Origin of the sequence: Candidatus Clostridium eludens (genome assembly GCF_045310515.1) — a bacterium.
In the GTDB taxonomy this organism is placed as follows: Bacteria; Bacillota; Clostridia; order Clostridiales; family Clostridiaceae; genus Clostridium_B; species Clostridium_B eludens.
The window spans coordinates 27,447-48,730 of the sequence record NZ_JBJHZX010000015.1; the positions used below are offsets into that span (position 1 = coordinate 27,447).

At 29.9% G+C, this 21,284-nt stretch carries 16 protein-coding genes and 1 riboswitch; of the genes, 1 reads left to right on the forward strand and 15 read right to left on the reverse strand.

The window, feature by feature from the left end; all coding sequences use genetic code 11:
• Window positions 1–12 precede the first annotated feature (12 nt).
• From ACJDU8_RS11140 to cdaA, 8 genes are all read right to left on the reverse strand, one after another.
• Complete coding sequence (locus ACJDU8_RS11140) at window positions 13–1,701, reverse strand: ATP-binding protein (RefSeq protein WP_406792231.1); 1,689 nt, start codon at window positions 1,699–1,701, stop codon at window positions 13–15.
• On the reverse strand, window positions 1,682–3,832 hold the full coding sequence (locus ACJDU8_RS11145) for a Mu transposase C-terminal domain-containing protein (protein WP_406792232.1): 2,151 nt from the start codon (window positions 3,830–3,832) through the stop codon (window positions 1,682–1,684). Before ACJDU8_RS11145 ends, ACJDU8_RS11140 begins: the two co-directional genes overlap by 20 nt.
• A complete protein-coding gene (locus ACJDU8_RS11150; RefSeq protein WP_406792233.1) occupies window positions 3,829–4,668 on the reverse strand; it encodes a TnsA endonuclease N-terminal domain-containing protein in 840 nt (279 codons plus the stop codon). The genes ACJDU8_RS11145 and ACJDU8_RS11150 overlap by 4 nt, the downstream gene beginning before the upstream one ends.
• Window positions 4,669–4,911: 243 nt before the next feature.
• Entirely contained in the window at window positions 4,912–6,738 is a 1,827-nt protein-coding gene (gene glmS / locus ACJDU8_RS11155; RefSeq protein ID WP_406792234.1) for a glutamine--fructose-6-phosphate transaminase (isomerizing), read from the reverse strand.
• 978 nt (window positions 6,739–7,716) lie between these two features.
• Window positions 7,717–9,066, reverse strand: coding sequence for a phosphoglucosamine mutase (glmM, locus tag ACJDU8_RS11160; protein WP_406792235.1), 1,350 nt, complete (start codon window positions 9,064–9,066; stop codon window positions 7,717–7,719).
• 674 nt (window positions 9,067–9,740) lie between these two features.
• Window positions 9,741–11,342: an NAD(P)/FAD-dependent oxidoreductase gene (locus ACJDU8_RS11165; RefSeq protein WP_406792236.1), complete on the reverse strand. Its 1,602-nt coding sequence runs from the start codon at window positions 11,340–11,342 to the stop codon at window positions 9,741–9,743.
• The gene (locus ACJDU8_RS11170; protein WP_406792237.1) at window positions 11,323–12,579 is read right to left on the reverse strand and encodes a CdaR family protein; all 1,257 of its coding nucleotides are present in this window, start codon (window positions 12,577–12,579) and stop codon (window positions 11,323–11,325) included. The genes ACJDU8_RS11165 and ACJDU8_RS11170 overlap by 20 nt, the downstream gene beginning before the upstream one ends.
• Entirely contained in the window at window positions 12,546–13,397 is an 852-nt protein-coding gene (cdaA, locus tag ACJDU8_RS11175; protein WP_406792238.1) for a diadenylate cyclase CdaA, read from the reverse strand. Before cdaA ends, ACJDU8_RS11170 begins: the two co-directional genes overlap by 34 nt.
• Window positions 13,398–13,533: 136 nt before the next feature.
• Window positions 13,534–13,668, forward strand: a riboswitch (cyclic di-AMP (ydaO/yuaA leader).
• A 1-nt stretch (window position 13,669) separates the two neighbouring features.
• Here cdaA and ACJDU8_RS11180 point away from each other — a divergent pair.
• Window positions 13,670–14,194: a cell wall hydrolase gene (locus ACJDU8_RS11180; RefSeq protein ID WP_406792239.1), complete on the forward strand. Its 525-nt coding sequence runs from the start codon at window positions 13,670–13,672 to the stop codon at window positions 14,192–14,194.
• A gap of 49 nt (window positions 14,195–14,243) precedes the next feature.
• Here ACJDU8_RS11180 and ACJDU8_RS11185 read toward each other — a convergent pair whose 3' ends face one another.
• From ACJDU8_RS11185 to citX, 7 genes are all read right to left on the reverse strand, one after another.
• Complete coding sequence (locus ACJDU8_RS11185) at window positions 14,244–15,101, reverse strand: NAD(P)/FAD-dependent oxidoreductase (protein ID WP_406792240.1); 858 nt, start codon at window positions 15,099–15,101, stop codon at window positions 14,244–14,246.
• Between the two features lie 74 nt (window positions 15,102–15,175).
• Complete coding sequence (gene trxA / locus ACJDU8_RS11190) at window positions 15,176–15,493, reverse strand: thioredoxin (protein WP_406792241.1); 318 nt, start codon at window positions 15,491–15,493, stop codon at window positions 15,176–15,178.
• 86 nt (window positions 15,494–15,579) lie between these two features.
• Complete coding sequence (locus ACJDU8_RS11195; protein ID WP_406792242.1) at window positions 15,580–16,833, reverse strand: tetratricopeptide repeat protein; 1,254 nt, start codon at window positions 16,831–16,833, stop codon at window positions 15,580–15,582.
• Window positions 16,826–17,605 carry a DUF4652 domain-containing protein gene (locus ACJDU8_RS11200; protein ID WP_406792243.1) on the reverse strand — a complete coding sequence of 260 codons (780 nt, stop codon included), beginning with the start codon at window positions 17,603–17,605 and terminating at the stop codon, window positions 16,826–16,828. The genes ACJDU8_RS11195 and ACJDU8_RS11200 overlap by 8 nt, the downstream gene beginning before the upstream one ends.
• A gap of 107 nt (window positions 17,606–17,712) precedes the next feature.
• Window positions 17,713–19,326, reverse strand: a complete 1,614-nt coding sequence (gene ptsP / locus ACJDU8_RS11205; RefSeq protein ID WP_406792244.1) for a phosphoenolpyruvate--protein phosphotransferase — start codon at window positions 19,324–19,326, stop codon at window positions 17,713–17,715.
• Between the two features lie 195 nt (window positions 19,327–19,521).
• Window positions 19,522–20,235, reverse strand: a complete 714-nt coding sequence (locus ACJDU8_RS11210) for a tetratricopeptide repeat protein (protein ID WP_406792245.1) — start codon at window positions 20,233–20,235, stop codon at window positions 19,522–19,524.
• Between the two features lie 85 nt (window positions 20,236–20,320).
• A complete protein-coding gene (gene citX / locus ACJDU8_RS11215) occupies window positions 20,321–21,016 on the reverse strand; it encodes a citrate lyase holo-[acyl-carrier protein] synthase (RefSeq protein WP_406792246.1) in 696 nt (231 codons plus the stop codon).
• Window positions 21,017–21,284 lie beyond the last annotated feature (268 nt).

Sequence of the window (21,284 nt, forward strand, 5' to 3'; positions counted from 1 at the left end):
ATTAAATTATTTTTAGTTTACATTTAAAAATTCCTCAATTGGATCTTTTATATATCCATTTGCTTTTAAGCTTTCATATGGATGTTCCTTTTTCTCTCTAGCTTTTTCATATACACTTATTAGTCCAGCTATTTTTATTTTCTTTTCACCTTTATTTATATCATTTTTTACCTTCTCATTAAGCTCCATAGCTCGTTTTATTGCTATAGCTTTTATTGCATTATATTCTACATCTACAGGCTTCTTTTCTACTATTTTTTCAATCAATTTTTTAAGTCTAATATTATCTAGCGCATCAAATATACCGATTGCCGTTAAATCCATAACTAAGTTTTCAACTGTATCTCTTCTTTTAAATTCAATTGTGTTTTTTCTTTCCTTAAATAACTCTTTAACCTTACCGTTAAGCTCTAAATCCTTTCTATGATTAAGCATTATTTTATCCAAGTTAATTGATATATCTTCATATTTCATGATTTCAAAGTAATCATTGTTTCTTAATGCTTTTATCATTGGTTGAATTATATACAAATCTTCCTTTGCTGTAGCTCTCAAAATACTGGTGGTAATCTCTTCTTTGCTCTCGGCTAATGCTCGTTCTTGAGCAAGTATAAATAAAGTAACAGCAATGGCAGTTATACCCTGACATTCATTATAGAATACATCTTTAATTTTTTCTGAAATATTTTTCATATTCTTTAAGCCTTGAAAATCCCATAAGGTCTCCAAGAAAAACTGCCATTCAACGCTATCCTTTGCCATTCTATCCCACATGACTGCGCCTTCACTTACAGCTCTTCTTCCTTTTTTAAAGTCAGTAAATAACTTTTGTGCCTTACTTGTTCCAATCAATACAGTTGGGATACCCACTGTGTTACTCAAGGTTACAAAGAAATTTAACATTTCTTCCTCTGTATTATTTTTAGCATTTAATAAATATTGAATTTCATCAATTACTAATACTCCTATTCCATACATACTTGCTAAGGTTGTCATATGAAGCATCATTGTGGAAGTAATTCTATTTAAATAACCAAATTTATCTAGGTATCTTGTTCCAAGTAAATCATCAATTGCTTTAAAGAAACTTCTAGACAAGGCAGATAAACTTCCATCATAAGGGCAATCTATTTTTAACCAAACAATTTGTGTTCTGCTAAAATATTTTCCTCTATATTCTTCATGTTTAATAATTTGAGGATACATTAATAGAATTCTCTCTATTGCTGTACTTTTACCCATTCCTGAAATTCCTATAATAGACATATTATCTGCTGTAGTTCTTATATGTCCCATTCTTTGATTTAATTCTTTGTCATCAAATTCCTCATCTTTTAACTCATTTAATATTCTAAGTCTTTCAAGAAAGGTTTTATCCATAGGATTTCTTGCTAAATAACCACGCCTAATAAGAGTTGAAAATCTTCTTTCTATAGTAAGATGAATAGGTAGTGGTTGAATAAAATTTTTAATTCTTTTTATTATGTGATATCGAATATTTGTAGGTTTTATTTTATCCTCACCACTTATAACAGGTGATACAGAAAATCTATCAACAACTTCTTCTTCACAAAAAATATGAGGAAGTGCCTCAATAAAAGGGTTATCCATATATTCTTCTAATTCTTGTTTTTTATAGTTTGCAAGCTCAATATCACCTTTTAGTATTATTATATTATCTTCATTTCTCACGCTTCTCATCTCTTTTCCTTCTGAGCATTTCCATTATTCTATCCTTACCTGCTGTTTCTTCTTCAATTTCATTATTTTTAGGTAATTGAATTATTTCCGCAGCTTCACTTTTCTTATTTTGAGCTTCACCAAGCTTAAAGGCTTCATTTTTCCTATTTAATTCCTTTTCAAAGGCTCTATTATCTCTAATTCCTTTAATTCTTTTATTATTACTTATACTACGATCTATATTTTTTGCTTTTCTTTTTATTGCATTGTTTATTATTTCATCTATTTCATCTTCTAAATCAATATCAAGCTGATTTTGAGTATCTTTTTCAATCTCCTTTAATTCTGCAATTCGTTCAAAATTGAAAATAATTTTTTCTAAAAACCAATCCTTATATTGTTTGCTTACATCAAGAAGATAGCAAGTTTCAAAGGTTTTTCCATCAGTATTTTGAATATATATATTACTCATATTTCTTGGATCATATAAAATCTCTACACTTCTAACTTTAGCTTTTATAAACCATTGCTCTTCTAATGCCTTTTGTGAACCATAGAATAGTCCCTTAAATTTAATTCCTGCTCTTGAGACACTAGCTTTTCCCCTAGGAAGCACATTTAATCTTAAAATTTCTCTATCGACTGTCTTTAATCTTCCTTTTTTATTTTCTATTCCCCAATTCCAAAGCTGTACTGGAATTGGCTTTACTTCATCCTTAACCATTTCTATTTCCATTGGATATTTTACTTTCGTCTTAGTATTATGTCGTATTACTAGCTTAATAATAAGTCTAGTAAACTCTTCAAGAGTAATTGTTGCATCCAACCTATAATCCTTATCGCCTCTTTTTCTATATTCTTTTTGGATAGCACCAGGTGTTTTATGCTTTATTTTTTCATTTGTGATTCTAAAGTTTCTTTCAACTATTCCTTTTAAATCACCTCTATATGGTGAAGTATTTTCAATCTTGATATTCAGATTATTTATTAAATTTTCTACTGAATATCCTTCAAACTCACCTCTATCAGCTATTATAATATCTGGCAAATGTTTAGCTGGCCATTGGTCTTCAGTTATTTCAATACCATAGCTTTTACAAAACTCCACTTTATCAGCTACCATGTTATCTAATGCCATCATTGCACCAAGCCAAGATGGTCCTTCAAAACCTACATAAATTCCTGTTACAAGTCGAGAAAAAACATCTATTATAGCATATACAATAGGTCGGCCAATAACCAAATCATCATCTACGGAACTTAATAAATACACATCTGCAACAGTCGCATCAACCTGAAATCTAGTTCCTGGTCCATCAGTTTCAATTGTAGAATTACTTAATATTTCTCTTTCTTTTAAATTAAAAGTTTTCTCACTTTCTCTAAAAATTGTATCTAACTTTGGGTCTTCGTATTTCTTAAACCAGTAGTAAAATTGGTCGTATGTAGGAATTCTAGCTTTGTCCCATACCTTATGCTTTATTTCACCATTTTCTTTATATTTATCAGAATAAAAATCTCTTAATATTAGATTATAGGTTTCTTTTAGTGATCCTTTTTTAGGATTTCTATAATATCTTGTTATAGCAAAATTAAAATGTTTTTTAACCTCATCAGTTATATTAATACCCTCTATTACATCACCTTTATAATCAGCTTTTTTAGGTCTTCCTATTTTATTTTCAGATAGCTTTTTTTCTTTTCCCTTTCCACCTGAATTCATATAATCAGGAAGTAATGCATTCTTATTTAACCCTCTTTGCCAGTACCTACTAAATATTTTTTTAACTTTTGTCAGACTTAAATGACTTGCTTCTGATATTTCCTGAAGGGTTCTATTACGCGTATTATAATTTAAAATATCGTACATTCTTTCTATCCAATATTTTGATATAAAATCCCAGTCTCTATCTCTTTTTTCTATTTCTATATTGGAAAGCTTTGCTTCATCAACTATTCTTGCAAAAGGATCTTTAATAATAAGAAGTCTATTAGTATCTAATTCATCTTGCAGCTTATTTAATAATTCTATTTTAGGCATTGATGTTACTGAATCAATATTTACATAGTAAACATTATCATTAGAAATATGTATAATCCTGATTCTTATTTCATCATCTATATATTTTAAAACGGTATTTATATTAATCATATTACCTCCAAATTACTAATAGCCTTTTCACTTACACTAATTACAGGTATTACTTCATTAACATTTATTTTTTTAGTTATATCAATTTCAATAACTTTATTTATAATTAAATGCTTAAATATACTAAGCCCACTTCCTTTTTCAAGTACCATATCATTATCGAATCTACTACATATTGTTCTCATGGGCATATCACTTTCAACTATTCTTTTTACAAACTCACAAATAAGATCTATAAACTCTAACTGTTCTATATTTTTAAAACAATCTAATTCCGTTATATCTTTATAGCCATGAGCAAAACTTATATTATTTGCTATATTTTTATCTATTTCATTTTCTGTTACTATTGCCCAGCTAATATTTTTTCTTTGCCAATACACTTGTTCAATCTCAAATTTTTCAAGAATCCTTTTATTCATAAGTTCATCCTTTGCTTTAATAGTTCTAGCCACTTCAATTACCCTGTTACTATTTGCTTTTGTTACTAGAAAATCTGTAGTCATTACAATATATTCACCTGTTTCCGGATTTTTAGGATGTTCAATTCCAAGTTCATCCGCAATACTAAGTGTTTCTTCTAACGGTAATAATGGAAATTGCTCTCTAATGTCTACAACCTTATCTGAATACTCAAGAATATAAAAATAATTTCTTTCCATATCAGATAAAAATTCATGCTGCCTTTCTGTCTTTATTCCTTTCAGTCTTGTAACCCTACCTAAAGAGGGCACATCCTGAATTTTAATCCAGGGTTTATACTCTGGTCCAATACCTTGACCTCTTCCTTCCTTAAGCATCTTCTCAATATTAATTCTTCTCTTTCTTTTCGCCATATAATCACCCCAAAAAAGCAAAGAGCTACACACTCTTTTAAATATAAGAATGTATAGCTCTTGCTGCTAAATTTATATTCTGTTAATCCCTCTATACTTCTTTCGTATAGTAGTATATCCAATTCAAAAATTTCGATTCAACTTTTTTACAAATGGTTAAACTTTTTTACAAACGGTGCAACTTTTTTTCAAAAGGTTAAACTTTATTTCAAAACTACAATCTACATCATCATTACAACCCAATTACTCTACGGTAACTGACTTGGCCAAATTTCTCGGTTTGTCTACATCACAGCCTTTTTGTATAGATATATAGTATGCCAAGAGCTGCAGTGGAATTACTGAAATCACTGGTGCAAATATATCCATTACCTTTGGCAAATATATTACAGAATCTACTGCTTTTTCAACTTCCTTATTTCCTTCTAAAGTAAGGGCTAAAACTTTAGCGCCTCTTGTAGTTACTTCTTTAATATTACTTATCATTTTTTCAACTAGATTCTCCTGGGTGGCCCCTGCAATAACTACAGTTCCCTCTTCAATAAGAGCTATAGGTCCATGTTTTAATTCTCCGCCAGCATAAGCTTCAGAGTGAATATAGGATATTTCCTTTAATTTTAAAGATCCTTCTAAAGCAACTGCATAGTCAAGACCTCTTCCTAAAAAGAACAAATCTTCCTCTTTAAAAATTTTTGCTGCGAACTCTTGAATAACTTCCTTATTTCCCAATACCTTTTCCGCTTTTATAGGCAGCATAAGCATTTCTCTCTTTATTTCTTCTATTTGCTCTTCACTAATAGTATTTTTATTTTGGGCAAAGAAAAGAGCTATTATATAAATTGCAATAAGCTGAGTTACATACGCCTTTGTGGAGGCAACTGCTATTTCAGGTCCTGCCCAAGTGTATAAAACATCATCTGCTTCTCTGGATACAGAACTTCCAACCACATTAGTTATAGCTATTACTCTGGCTCCACGAGCTTTTGATTCCCTCAAAGCAGCCAACGTATCTGCAGTCTCTCCAGACTGACTTATAATTATCATAAGTGTTCTTTCATTTATTATAGGATCCCTATATCTAAATTCTGAGGCAATATCTACTTCTACGGGCATTCCAACTAATTTTTCAATTACATACTTTCCTACCATTCCTGCATGATAAGCAGTTCCACATGCTACTATATATATTTTATCTATATTTTTAATTTGCTCTTTTGTTATCTTTATATCATCTAAAGTTATAGGCTTATCCATCATAATTCTAGATGTCATTGTATCTTTAATGGACTTTGGCTGTTCATGAATTTCTTTCATCATGAAATGTTCAAATCCACCTTTTTCAGCAGCATTTGCATTCCATGTAACGTGGTATATATCTTTCTTTATTTCATTACCATCTTCTGATAAAAGTTTTACACCACTCTCAGTTATAACTACAAATTCATTATCATTTAAAAGATATATCTCTCTGGTATGATTTAATATAGCGGGTATATCTGATGCTATATAGTATTCGTCCTTTCCAAGTCCCACTATAAGAGGGCTGTCCTTTCTTACCGCAATTAATTTTCCTGGGTCTTTTGAACAAATGACCCCTAGAGCATAGCTTCCTTTTAGTTTAGATACAGCTTTCATAACTGCCTCAACTAAGTCTCCGTTATAAAAATAGTCTACTAATTGAGGTATAACTTCAGTATCTGTTTCAGATACAAATTTATATCCTTTAGAAATGAGCCAGTCTTTAAGTTGTACATAGTTTTCTATTATTCCATTATGAACTACGCTTATCATTCCGTTTTCACTATTATGAGGATGTGCATTTAGATCTGATGGTTTTCCATGGGTTGCCCACCTGGTGTGACCAATTCCAACTATACCTTTTAAAGGATGTCCTGATAATTTATTTTCAAGATTTTTAAGTCTTCCTTTACATTTTATTACATTGATGTGTTCATTATCAATTATAGCAACACCTGCAGAGTCATATCCTCTATATTCAAGCTTACTTAACCCCTCAATTAAAATAGGTGATGCATCTTTCTTTCCAACAAAGCCAACTATTCCGCACATATTAATCTTCCTTTCATATTTAATATAATAAATTTAGGCATAGTCTTTTAATAACATTATAATTATAAAAAATCATAACCAAACAAAACCTGATTATTATTAAAATTTTAAACAGGCAACTATGCTATTAAGAGCCAAGTATCTGACCCCATATAAGGTTTTAACACCAAGCTAATGTTGTATCAGAAATCACTTTCTGGTTTTATCAGCTGTTAACGGTAGTGCGATACCGTGGGGCACCCGCCGAAGATTCGATACTCCCCATCCTCGTCAACTAAAAGTAATTATATATATACTACTTTTTAAATTACCTGAGTTCTGGCGCTTTTTATATTTACATTATATAAAAAATATACCTCCTTCTCTTCAAAAATATGACAGTATTAAACCTATTTAACTCATTATATTCTTTGAGCTTATTTTTTGTCAACTAACAATTTTTAACTTATAGAGTAATCTAATTCATAAAACATACATAACTATTACAAATACTTGAAAAGCGTAGTGTTTTTAATTTAGTAATATTTTCTGATATTTTGCATTATATTCTTAATACATTTGAATTATAATTTTTCTTTCTCAGCTTTTTATTATATCAAGTGATTCTTAGGTTCAGATGGAGTTTACTTATAAGGATGCCTCTCTTCAGCTGAACCTTATTAACAGTATTCTTAGTGTCTTTAGCACTTAGAATACGTTATCCTTTAGGAGAAGAACTTATCCAGGCGCGTAGCAGTGCTTATCCCCCACTTTGACAGAAAAGCAGAGAACCAAAAATTTTTAATTTTGTGTGAATCGCTTTCACAGAGTGCGATGGGGGTGTTAGCAATGGTAGCGATCGGATAAATTATTAATAAATTTACAATTAACCTTTTTTATTATATAAATTTAATCAAAAATTAAGAATTAAAATTAATTCCTTAATAAAAAAACACATCGTCAAATTTCATGACAATGCATTTATATATTTAAAAATTATTAATTCACTTTCATTTCAATTAATTTAGCCAGATTATGGGCAATTTTATCTATTTCACTTTGCACTTCTCCCTCTAACATAACTCTAACTAAAGGCTCTGTTCCCGAAGGTCTTATTAGTACTCTTCCGCATCCATCTAACTTTTTTTCTATTTCTTTAATTTTTAATACTATTTCCTTATCTTCTTCATATATATTCTTTTTACTATTTGGAACTTTGGCATTTACTAATACTTGAGGGAAATTTTTCATCATTGAAGCAATCTCAGATAACTTTTTGCCACTCTCTTTAACTATAGAAGCTATTTGAAGGGCAGTAATCAATCCATCTCCCGTGGTATTATAATCCAACATAATTATATGCCCGGACTGTTCTCCTCCTAATTTGTATCCTTCCTTTTTCATTTCTTCAAGTACATACCTATCTCCAACCTGAGTTTTTACCGTGAGTATTCCCTCTTCTTTCAATGCTATATCAAATCCAAGATTACTCATTACAGTAGATACCACTACATTTTTATATAGCTTTCCCTGATCTTTTAGATGCTTTGCTATTATAGCCATAATAAAATCTCCATTTATAAGATTTCCTGTTTCATCTACTGCTAAACATCTATCTGCATCCCCATCAAAGGCAAGTCCCATATCATACCCTTCTTCTACTACAGTTTTCATAAGGTTCTCTGGATGCGTTGAACCACAATTGCTATTTATATTTATTCCATCAGGTTTATTGTTTATAACTTTTACTTTTGCCCCTAATTCCTCAAAAGCCTTTACAGAAGTTACATAGGACGCACCATTTGCGCAATCTAAAACTACCTTTAAATTTTTTAAATCTGTATCTATAGTTGATTTAGCAAATTCTACATAATTTCTTAATGCCTCTCCTGTTTCTTCTATTTTTCTGCCCACTTTTCCCCCTATAGGCATGGATATACCTTCAAAATTACTTTCAATTACATGCTGTATTTTATCTTCTAAATCATCAGATAGCTTATACCCTTTTCCATTAAAAAATTTTATTCCATTATATTCTACTGGATTATGAGATGCTGATATAACCACTCCTGCATCTGCACCATACTTTCTCGTTAAATAAGCCACTGCCGGGGTAGGTATTATACCAACACAAATAGCTTCTGCTCCTATAGAGAGTATACCTGATACTAAGGCATTTTCAAGCATATCCCCGGATATTCTAGTATCCATCCCTACAAGTATTTTAGGTTTATGGCATTTAGCTGTTAATACATATGCCCCTGCTTTTCCTAATTTATATGCTAATTCTGGAGTCAACTCCTTATTTGCAATTCCTCTTACCCCATCGGTCCCAAACATTCTATGCATATTAATACCTCGCTTATTAAAAGTTAATTTTCTTTAATTTAAAACATCCATATTATATTATATTATATTAAAAATATTTGTACAATGTAATTTAGACGCCATTAATTATGATACTGTAAAACAAAATATAAAAATCCCATCAGACTGTTATATTATTGTTGCAAAACAAAATAAAACAGTTTGATGGGATTCTTATGCAAGACTTATTTATTAAAATTTTTATTATATAGACAGCTAATTAATTTTAATAATTCATGTGAAATAAAACACACAAATTCTTTATAAATTGTATTATTAAAATTATACAATTTGTTAATATGTAGACAATCTACTTTTATTACACACCACTTAGTTTTAAAATATAACTTATATAACATTGTAAATATAGGAAATTTTAATCATGTCTTCAATAATTTCCCTTGGAATTTCAGTTAATTTGCATTTTTTTATAAACTAAGCTTCATAATTTCTAATATTCTATACCCTTATTTCCTATCATCAATTATTCACATTGTTAATATGTAGACAATCTATTTTCTCTAGTATACCATGTTTTATACATAAATGAAAGATAAAATAGCATTAAATTAAAATAATTTTTTTAATTTTAATTTAAGTAACTTATATTTGTTATATTTTTAACTATATATTCTTTCAATAAAAACATATTTATATTATTTAGTACAACAACTATGGGTTTTGATTATACTCTCAGCTGTTTTTAATCCATCCACCGCTGCAGATACTATACCTCCCGCAAATCCTGCCCCTTCTCCACAAGGGTATAATCCCCCTAATGAAATACTCTCCAAATTGTCATTTCTGGTTATTTTAACTGGTGCCGAGGTTCTGGTTTCAATTCCTGTCATAATTCCATGTCCCTCTGAAAACCCTTTTATTTTCCTCTCAAAATCAACGAAACCTTCCTTTAATGCCGAGGCCACCTTCTCAGGAAGACATTTGCTTAAATCCCTAAATTCATAGCCTGGTCTGTAGGTAGGTTCTACTTCTCCCAATTTATCAGATATTTTATCTCTTAAAAAATCTTTGATTAACTGCACTGGTGCAATGTAATTGCCTCCTCCAATATTGTAAGCCAAACTTTCATAATATCTTTGAAATTCTACACCTTTAAGAGGCGAATCGCCCCAAAAATCATTTTCTCCCACAGTTACAACTATTGCTGAATTTGCATTATTCAGTTCCCTATTATAATAACTCATACCATTAGTTACAAGTCTGCCTTCTTCTGATGATGCCGCTACCACTTCTCCTCCAGGACACATACAAAAACTATATACTCCCCTTCCATCACTACTGTTATAGACTAATCTATAATCTGCTGCCCTTAATTTAGGATGACCTGCAAACTTCCCATATTGATTTATATCTATCATGTGCTGTGAGTGCTCTACCCTGACACCTATAGAAAATGCTTTAGGTTCCATAAATACATTTCTTTCATAAAGCATTTCATATGTATCTCTTGAACTATGCCCTATGGCCAATATTAGATTATCACAGCAGATTTCACTACCATTTACCACTATAGCCTTTAGTTTTCCATGTGCTATTACTAAATCTTCCAATCTACTTTTAAATAATATTTCTCCTCCTAATTCCAGTATTTTATTTCTTATATTTTTAACTACTACTTTTAAGTTATCCGTTCCTATATGTGGTTTACCACTATATATGATTTCTTTTGGTGCTCCACATTTTACAAAAGTATCTAAAATAAACTGGCACCTTCTATCTTTTATTCTAGTGGTCAACTTTCCATCAGAAAAAGTGCCTGCCCCCCCCTCACCAAACTGTACATTAGATTCCAAATCCAACTTTCCCGTATCCCAAAACTTATTTACAGTTGTTATCCTTTGCTCAATTTTTTCCCCTCTTTCTATTATTAAAGGCCTATATCCTTTTTTAGCCAGCAAAAGACCTGCAAACATACCTGCAGGTCCCATGCCAACAACTATTGGTCTGGTTTCCATTTTTTTCGTGCCACAAATTAAATCTTCTGTTAAATTTTCTTCTTTTATTTTCACATCTTTATTTTTTGCCCTTGACACTATCTTATTTTCATCGTCACAAACCACTTCCACAGAATAGTTGAGCTTTATATTATTTTTTTTTCTGGCATCTATAGACTCTTTAAGTATTTTGAATTCCTTAATATGTTTATTACTTACTTTTAGTCTCTTTACCACTTTAATTTTTAATTTTTCAAGATCTTCGTCTATATTTATACTTAAATTATTCATTATTATTGACATTTTGTTCCTCCACTGCCTTTTTACTGATTTGTAATTTAATATTTTGTGGATCTTGTGATACCAAAGATACTCCTTCTGGAAGAGATACCACTACATTTGCAGTCTGCTCTCCTTCAGTGAATGAACTTGCATCTACATAACAGGATACACCATTTTCAGTTAGACTATTTATAACACTTTCAGAGCCAGAAATTACCACAGATACACTACTGGAACTTAATTGAGCTGTATAACTGTCATTTAAATTTTTAACCTGTATATTTAAATTCATTTCTTTCTGAGAGGTTTTATTAGTATTATTTAATTCAGCTGAATTTATTTTTAACTTTACCACACCATTATTGTTCACCAGTTTTATACCCTGAGGAACTATAAGCTTTACTTCAAGAGTGTCTTCATTTTGAATTTTACTTAAGTCAATAGCTTCTGTATCTAATTCATTTATGTTTCTTATAACACTTTCCTCTCCTGCTATATCTATCTTATCTGGTTCAGCAGTAGTTATTAATTTACTGGCATCTTCAATATTATTCTGAAATTTAATACTTATGGGTACAGTTTTAATTTTACCCACAGGTATAGTAACATTAACAGAGGATGGATTAATAGTAACATCTTTTACTATATTTCCCGATATATCCTGTGCCTGAAGAAGCATTGAAGTATTTATATCTTTCCCGGCAGATTTCAAATCATACTTTGCCACAACACTTTTTACTTTACTTACTACATCTTCCGCACCACTAATTTCTGCCTGTTCTGTTTTTAGGATAGGCTCTAAGGCATAATATCCTTCCTTTGATTTTCCCTGCAATACTACTCTTATAGATATATTTTTTTGCTTTAGTTCATCTAGTTGCAATTTTACCCATAAGTTATCATTGTTAACTATATGTATATTATCAGGACTTTTTTTTACTGATACCGGTATATTGTTTTCTCCCTTTTTCATACTATAGGAACTCAAGTCTGATTGCAATTGGAAATCAGCAGATTTAATTGAGTATACATCGGAGGCACTTCCTTTTACCAAAAGGGATATGTTAAATTCTTTTTCTCCAATTTGTACAAGTTTTGATTGAGCAAGTACATCCTCGTTAATTATATTTACAGGTACTACAATTTTCCTCTCTATTGTAGGATTTTGTACGTTAAATATATATAACCATAAAATGAATGCCGCAATAATACAACATATTTTAATTAAAACTTGATGTCCTTTAATTTTTTCTTCCACTCAATCACCCTCTCCCTCCATGTAGCCTTTTTTTGAAACCTTTTTTTCATTATAGCAGCAAGAACCTTCTTTAATCTATCTTTCGTATAATTTCTCATAAGTTTTCCATTGGCAACAAAAGAAATAATACCTGTTTCCTCTGAAACTACTATAACCAAAGCATCAGAATTTTCTGATATTCCGATTGCAGCTCTATGTCGTGTACCCAATTTTTTATTTAATTCATTATTATTTGTAAGTGGTAAGAAACATCCCGCTGATACTATTCTATTGTTTCTTATTATAGCCGCCCCATCGTGTAGTGGAGTATTTACTACAAATATATTTTCTAAAAGTGCAGATGATACTAGTGCATCTAACTTTGTTCCCGTATTTATCACATCTCCAAGTCCCGTAACCTGCTCTATTACAATAATAGCTCCGGTCTTACTTTGAGATAAATTTTCTACACAAATTCCAATTTCCGTTATCACCTTTTCCATCACTTCTTCATCTGCTAATATATGTTTATCATTAAAAGCAGTTCTTCCCAAATGCTCAAGTGCCCTACGAATTTCCGGTTGAAATATAATCACAATAGAAAGAACTCCTATAGTCAAAGTTTTTGTAAGTATCCAGTTAAGCATAATCAAATGAAAAAAACTGCTTATAGGTATAAGAAATATTATAAGTACAATTCCTTTTAAAAGCTGTTCTGCCCTGGTTTCTTTTATAAGCATATATGCCTTATAAAGTATATATGCTACTACTAATATATCCATAACAGAAGTTATACTTATATTTTTTATTGAATTAACCGTTAGCTGCAATAACTCCACTAATTTCACCATCCTGTTAATAATATCTATAATAATTATATACTATTTGATATCGTTTATATCCCTATGATAAATTATTTTAATAAAATTTTAATAAAGTATATTTTTTCTAGTATTTTATCTTACTAAGTGGGTACAATATCATTAGCCTAAGTTTTATAAAAAAACACGGGGAAACCAGTATTATTTGGGGTGAATCGTACTTTACGTACGTAGGTTATACCTTTTCCGAACCCGTCAGCTAACCCCGTCGGTAACAAGGAGGATATATTTTGAAAAAATTTTTTTGTTTTATAGTTTTTCCTTTGTTATTACTAATGCCTTCTGGCAAAGTAAGTGCAGGGGATTTTAACAATTCTAATCCTAATTTGCTTAATCAGCAAGAGGAAGTTGTGCAAGTATTTAATTACTCCAATCAAAAGATATACATAACTCAGGAGGATGTGGAGTTAATGGCTAAGGTTGTTTACGCCGAAAGTAATTCTGAGCCTTTTGAAGGTCAGGTAGCAGTAGCTTCTGTAATATTAAATAGGCTGAAATACCCTGAATTTCCAAAGACAGTTCAGGGTGTAATAAAACAAAAGGGAGCCTTTTCATGTGTACAAAATGGAGCTATAAATGTAACTCCAAATAAAAATAGTTATACTGCAGTATCTCAGGCACTAAAAGGAGTGGATCCTACTGGTAAATCTACTTTCTTTTATAACCCCAAGATAGCTACATCTCAATGGATGAAAAACATTAATAAGAGAAATATTAAATATATAGGTAACCATGTGTTTTTCATGGTAGATTAAAAATTAAAACCTCGCTATGAGCGAGGTTTTAATTTTTAATTACTATTTATTATTTTTCATCAAGGTATGAAACAGCATTAAGTGCTGCTATTTGTCCTTGTCCTGCAGCCTTCATGTATTGATATGGTTTCCCAGTACAATCTCCTGCCGCAAAACACCCTTCTATATTGGTCTTCATATCTATATCTACTTTTATATGTCCATTTTCTAGAACAAGTCCTGGCATAAGCTGATCTGGTGCAATACTGTTTTTCAATACAAACACCCCATCTGTGGTTACTTCTCTATTTTTTAAAATAACTTTTTCTGCTTTATCTGCTCCATATATCTCTAAAATTTTATCCTGTATTACCTCTATATTTTCTTTTAGATTAGATTTTTCCTTATATATGGGTATATAATATACTTTTTGGGCAAGTTCACTTACGTAGTTAGCTTCTTTTTCTGCTTCTTTGTTATATCCAATAACAGTAACAATTTTGCCCTTGTAAAGAGGTGCATCACAGGTTGCACAGTATCCTACTCCTCTGCCCAGAAATTCCTCTTCTCCTTTTAATGGCTTTGTATACTCTATACCTGTAGCTAGCACAACTGCATTTGCTTCATACATTTTTTCATTAACCGCAAGTGCAAAATATTTTCCCATTGCATATATAGAATTTATTCTTTCAAGGGTTATATCTATGCCCATATTATCTAAATGCCTTTTAAAGCTATCCTTCAGCCCCAGCCCTGTCATGTCTGGCAGCCCAAGGTAATTATTAACTTTAGGCGCCTTTACCAATTTATCACTGAGTTCTTCACTTCCAAAAACAATAATATCTTTATTTCTTATCTTAGCATTAATAGCTGCAGAAATTCCCGCAGGTCCGCTGCCTACTATGGCAATATCATACCTATGTTCCAAGTATCCTCACCCCCCTATTACATTTTTTACATAAAACTACAACAAATTAAAATGACACAACATATAAGTTTAATTTATATGTGTTTTTGTAAAACATCTTTTATTGTATCTTTAGGCCTAAACCCAACAAATTGTTCTACTACACTTCCATCTTTAAACACCATTACGGTTGGAATACTTCCAATTTTAAATTGTGCTGCTGTAACAGGATTTTCATCTACATTTATCTTAAAAAATTTAGCCTTTCCCTGTAATTCATCTGAAACCTCTTCCATTACAGGTGAAAGCATTTTGCAAGGTCCACACCATGAAGCCCAAAAATCCACCACTACAGGAGTTGACGATTCTTTAACAGACTCCGAAAAATTCATATCTTTTATTTCTTCTACCATTTTTCACCCTCCTTATACCCCACAGGGGTATATCTTATAATTATATTCTATATTATATTATTTCTCACGTCAACTTTTTTTAGTCCTTAATTCATTAAATTATTTATTTGTGAATTATTGTAAATAGATTCAGGATAAGTTTCTACTAGTCTTTTAGCATAATTTTTAGATGCCGTCATATCTAAATCTTTATATATAAGAGCAAGCCTATACAGCACTGTTTCTTCGTAACTGCCGCTAGAAAATTTTTGGTCATATTCTGTATAATATTTTATAGTGCTTTTTGAATCTCCTGAGAAATCAAAAGAAGCTCCTAACATATAAACTATATGAGGATATAATTCATTTTCCATTCCAAACTCATAGGCTTTTGTTAAATAAGTTCTTGCATCATTATAATCCTTGTTATTTAAATAGTTACATCCCAATTTATAAAAATAAGCACATCCTTCTACATTTAACAACTGGGAAGCTTGTGATAATAAACTTTCTTCACTAGCCTCCAATTTTTTGTTTCTCCATTTTATAACTTGTACATATATGGAATCATAATCTTTATTTTTTATATAATTTTGTATATCTGCAGAAGGAAAAGTTTCTTTTAATTTTTCATAATTTTCCTTATTTTGATTGATTTTTTCATTAATATTTCCAGCTTTTTTCTTAGTATTTTGAGAATTTAAACCTTTAGTTTTTATATTTTCTGCGTTAAAAAAACTTTTAATGCTTACAGTTCCTTTATGACTAATATTGAAAACAAGAAATATAAAAATCACCACCAAAAGCCCAGTTAAAGAAATATAGCATATTTTCTTTATATTACTTTTTTTACCTATTATATTCATATTTTCAAGTAGTCTCATATTTTCTTTAGCTTCAATATTTTTAATATCCACCTTAAGTACATTTTGTATCCTCTCCAAAGCTCTAGCATATTGACCTTTTTTTATATAACATACTGCACTATAGTTATTTACATTAATATAATTAAAATCACTTTCAGCACATTTTTCCAATAATACTAGAGCTTCATCTATCTTAAATTGTTCAGTTAATATTAAAGCTTCTTTATAAAATTTAATCTTTTCATGATCCTTCTTTAAACTCTCAAGATATTTTTGGGCAACTTCATCTTCGTTAATTTGATAATTCATTTTCCAAAGCTTTTGTGCCTTATCCAAATCACCTTTTAAATATAATAAAAGCCCCTTAAGGTTAATTGATGCTTTATTTTTTATATCTAGGGATATGCTTTCCTCACATAATTTTATAGCATAATCTATATATCCATTATTATATTTATTTAAAGCTTTATTATATATTTTCTGAGATTTATTCATTTATTTCATATACCACTTTCCCATCAGAGTTTTTAACTTCTATTTTGCCATTTAAATTTGTATTAAAAGAATTAATGACCCAATTTTCCACATGAGATTCATTATATACATCATCATCATAGACATTTACTTTTAAATTTATATTGTTACCATTTTTTTCTGCGGACATTATTTGCTGCTTTTTACTTGTAGTTTTTATTAAAAGTGTAATTTCTCCCGTATTTACATTAAGCATGTACAAATCTCCACCTTTTGCTAATGTTCCCTGGGATGCTCCTATAACTACTAACAGATTTTGTCCGTCAGCCCATTCTAAATATTTAGGTGATATTTCATTATTATTTTCTATTTCATAACTATAAAGATTTTGTCCATTTTTTATTATTATTTTTCCTACTCCCTCTTCTAACGCTTCACTGCCCTTTCCTTCTATACAAGCACTATAGTTTCCAGTATCAGAATCTTTCCATGGAGTATTAAAAGTTATCTTAGTGTTACCGTCTAGTTCTTTTTTTGTGAATTTTATTCCACCCGTATTTCGGGTAACCTTAGAAGAAGACTGTGTATTTTCACTGCTTTTCTCATCCTCTTTATTATCAACAGTTACAGCATTTGAACTTACTTTTTCCTTATCCGTATTATAAGAACCATTATTATCATTATTATTTACCTTAGTAGAAGAACTGTCCTTATTAGAAGAACAAGATGTAAATCCTAGAGCCAAAACAACCAACAGTAAACATGTTAAATAATTTAATTTTTTTAATTTCACTATACAATCCTCCCTTTATATAAAATGGTATTGTTACTATTCCATACCTTAATTAGATTATATCATAATAGTTATATACTAAAAACTACTGATATTCTTATTTTATATCAGTAGTTTTTAATAAGTTGTTTTATTTTCAATATAGATTGAGGACTCATAGAAAACTCGTCTAGTCCATATTGTACTAGACACTTAATGGCATTTTCATCTGATGCCATTTCTCCGCACATACTACATAATTTGCCATTTTTATGGGCAGCCTCTATAGTAGTCTTTATAAGACTTAATACCGCTGGGTGCATTGGATCATAAAGATAAGCCACTTTTTCATTCATTCTATCTACAGCTAAAGTATATTGTATTAAATCATTGGTTCCAATACTAAAAAAATCTGCATATTTAGCCATTTCTTCTGCATTTATTGCAGCAGCAGGTACCTCTACCATTATTCCAGTTTGTAAATCTTTATTAAATTCTTTTTTTTCTCTAGTGAGTTGCCCCATACATTCTTGTAATACTTTCTTAGCCTGTAAAAATTCTTCTACAGAACTTATCATAGGAAATATTATTTTCAAATGTCCAAAAACCGATGCCCTTAAAAGAGCTCTTAATTGGACTTTAAATATATCTTTTCTATGAAGACACATCCTAATGGATCTATAACCTAATGAAGGATTCATCTCCTCCTCCATAGGAAAATATGGTAATTTTTTGTCCCCCCCTATATCCAGCGTTCTTATAACTACAGATTTATTTTTCATCTTCTCAAGCACATGTTTATAGGCTTCAAATTGTTCATCTTCCCCAGGCATATTATCCCTATCCATGTATAAAAATTCAGTTCTAAAAAGGCCTACACCCTCGCCTCCATTTTTTAAAACATGTTCTATATCTTCAGGCTTCCCTATATTTCCAAGAATCTTTATTCGTTTTCCTGACTTTGTAACTATCTTTAAATTTATTAAACTTTTAAGCTTTTCTCTTTCCCTATTATAATTTTCTCTTTTAATTTTATACTCTTCTATCAAATGTTCACTTGGATTTACTATAACTATACCTTCCACTCCATCTACAATAACTAAATCTCCATTTTTAACGGAACTGGTTATATCTTTCATACCCACTACTGCCGGTATTTCAAAAGCCTTAGCCATGATAACACTATGTGAAGTTTTTCCACCAAGGTCTGTAATAAATGCTACTACCTTATTTTTATCCAACTGTGCTGTATCTGACGGTGTTAAATCATGTGCAGCAATCACTGTATTATCTAGGAAGTTACCTAAAGATACTCTACTTCCCATAAGATTGACAAGTATCCTGTTACCTACATCCTTTATATCATTTGCCCTCTCTCTTATATACTCATCTTCCATAACCTGAAATGCCTCAACATACCGATTTACTATATCATAAAGAGCTTTTTCTGCATTTATATGCTCTTTCTCTATTTTCAATTTTATAGCACCCGCAAATTCTATATCCTCTAAAAGCATAATATGACTTTCAAATACTTCTGCTTTATCTTCTCCCAATTGGTTTTTAGTCTTAATTTTTACATGTTCAAGTTGGTCTTTAGATAGCCTCAATGCTTTTTCAAATCTAACTTTTTCTTCTAATACATTGGTCACATATATTTTTTGAATGTCTACTTTACTTTCTTCTTTTATAATTATCCTGCCTATTGCATAGCCTTTAGAAGCCGATATACCTTTCTTCATTTACTTTCCTCCTGAGATTATGTTATTTTAACAAAATTCTATCTAGGATTTAAAACAAACAATTTTTAATATATTAATTTAGAAATAATTTTTTATAATAAAAAAATTCTCAAATATGTGTGTAGATTTGATTGTTAATGAAATATTTACTATAAATCACAAAATAATTACACAAATTAAATAAAAACAGACATGCTATTTGACTAAATCTTGAAATTCCTTTGAATTTTTTACTGGATTAAAATCCGCTTCTTCTTTAGCTATATTTTTAATATCTGACGACATATTTATAGCTATCCTTAAAAACTTTACCGTATTTGAAACATCTCCACGTCTTCCATATATACTTGCTTTACCATAATAACTCCATATGTAATTTTCTACTTCTAAAGCTTTATCGTACCAATTTAGTGCTTCTTCATATTTCCCATAAAGCTCATAGGCAAGAGCTTTATTAAATCTTGCATACCCAAAATCAGGATTTAATTTAAGAGACTTATCTATGTTATTCATTCCTTCTTCATAGTTATTACTATAACATAATGCTATTCCTTTTATATTATAAGCTTTATAAAATGTGCTGTCTTCATTAATCATTTCATCTGCCTTAGCTATAGTATTTGCATACTGTTTATTACTAAAAAATTGTTCAGCTTCTTTATATTTTTGTTCCAATTCTTTATTATGTTCATCTTGAATTTTACTACTATTTTGTTTTTTTATAACTGAATCCTCAACCCTAGTGCTTTGTAAATTTCGCCCAGTATTTTTATATTTATTATCATAAGCAATTTTTATTATTAAAGCTACTGCAAAAATACATAAAATACAAAACACTATACCTTTAGTCTTTAAATTCATTTTACTAAATAGCTTTGAACTTATACCTCTTTTATCTCTAAAAGCCATTTAATTTTCCTCCTAAAATAGCTGCAAATTTAGTCCTTCAGAGAAATCTACCTGAAAGACTAAATTATTTGTTTAAAAAATTAATTTAATTGTTGAGCTTATTATCTTTTAAATACTTTTCCAGCTCATCCTTTATACATTTTTTCATTTCATTAATGTCATGTGTTTTATTCTTTATACAATTATATACTTCTCCATGGCACATATAACACTTTTTTGGTTCAAACCCAAGCTTTTTTCTACTTAACCTAATTCCACTACTGTTGTATACTTCCATATCAATACATTTTCCTAAAACATGGCTTTCTTCTATTTCAATAACTCTTTTTTTTATATGACAAACATCATCATTGATAACCAAAGTTAATACAGGTCCTTCACTGGTTACCTGTAAATCTTTATACATTATTTTATCTTTAAATTCATTAATTACCAAAATACCAAATATTTTCATTATCCTAAAACTTACATAATTATTTTTACAAACTCCTGGATAATTAACCTTCATGGAAAGAAGAGGCGCCAAATAATCTTTTATAAGCCATTTTCTCCTACATTCCCTTTGCTTTTTATCTTTAATAATATCTTCTCTAGTATATTTTTTATCTATAATTGCATCTATTCCATTATAATTCTCTGAAATACAATTTACATATATGGATTTAATCAGTTCACATTCCATATTGCTAGTTAATTCATCTTTATTTTTATTATTATCATTTTGCTCCTTATTTATGTCATCCTTAGCATTAAAATTATCTACAGTTAAATCAATACCCATAATATAATAATAAGAATTAATAATTCTTATATATCTATAACCTCCTTTTTATATTTTTTAAAAAATGACTTCTATAATATCCAGGACATTCATTTTTATAAATTTTCTTATGTTTAACTTAGTAGTATACTCATAATTATACTTTTTTCGGTGAATCTCCACAAGCTTTATGTCGTAAATAGGCAGAATTTTTTTAAGATTCCACTGTAATTTCTTGAAAAATATTTATAAAATAGATTATCCTGTTGAATACAGGATAATCTATTTT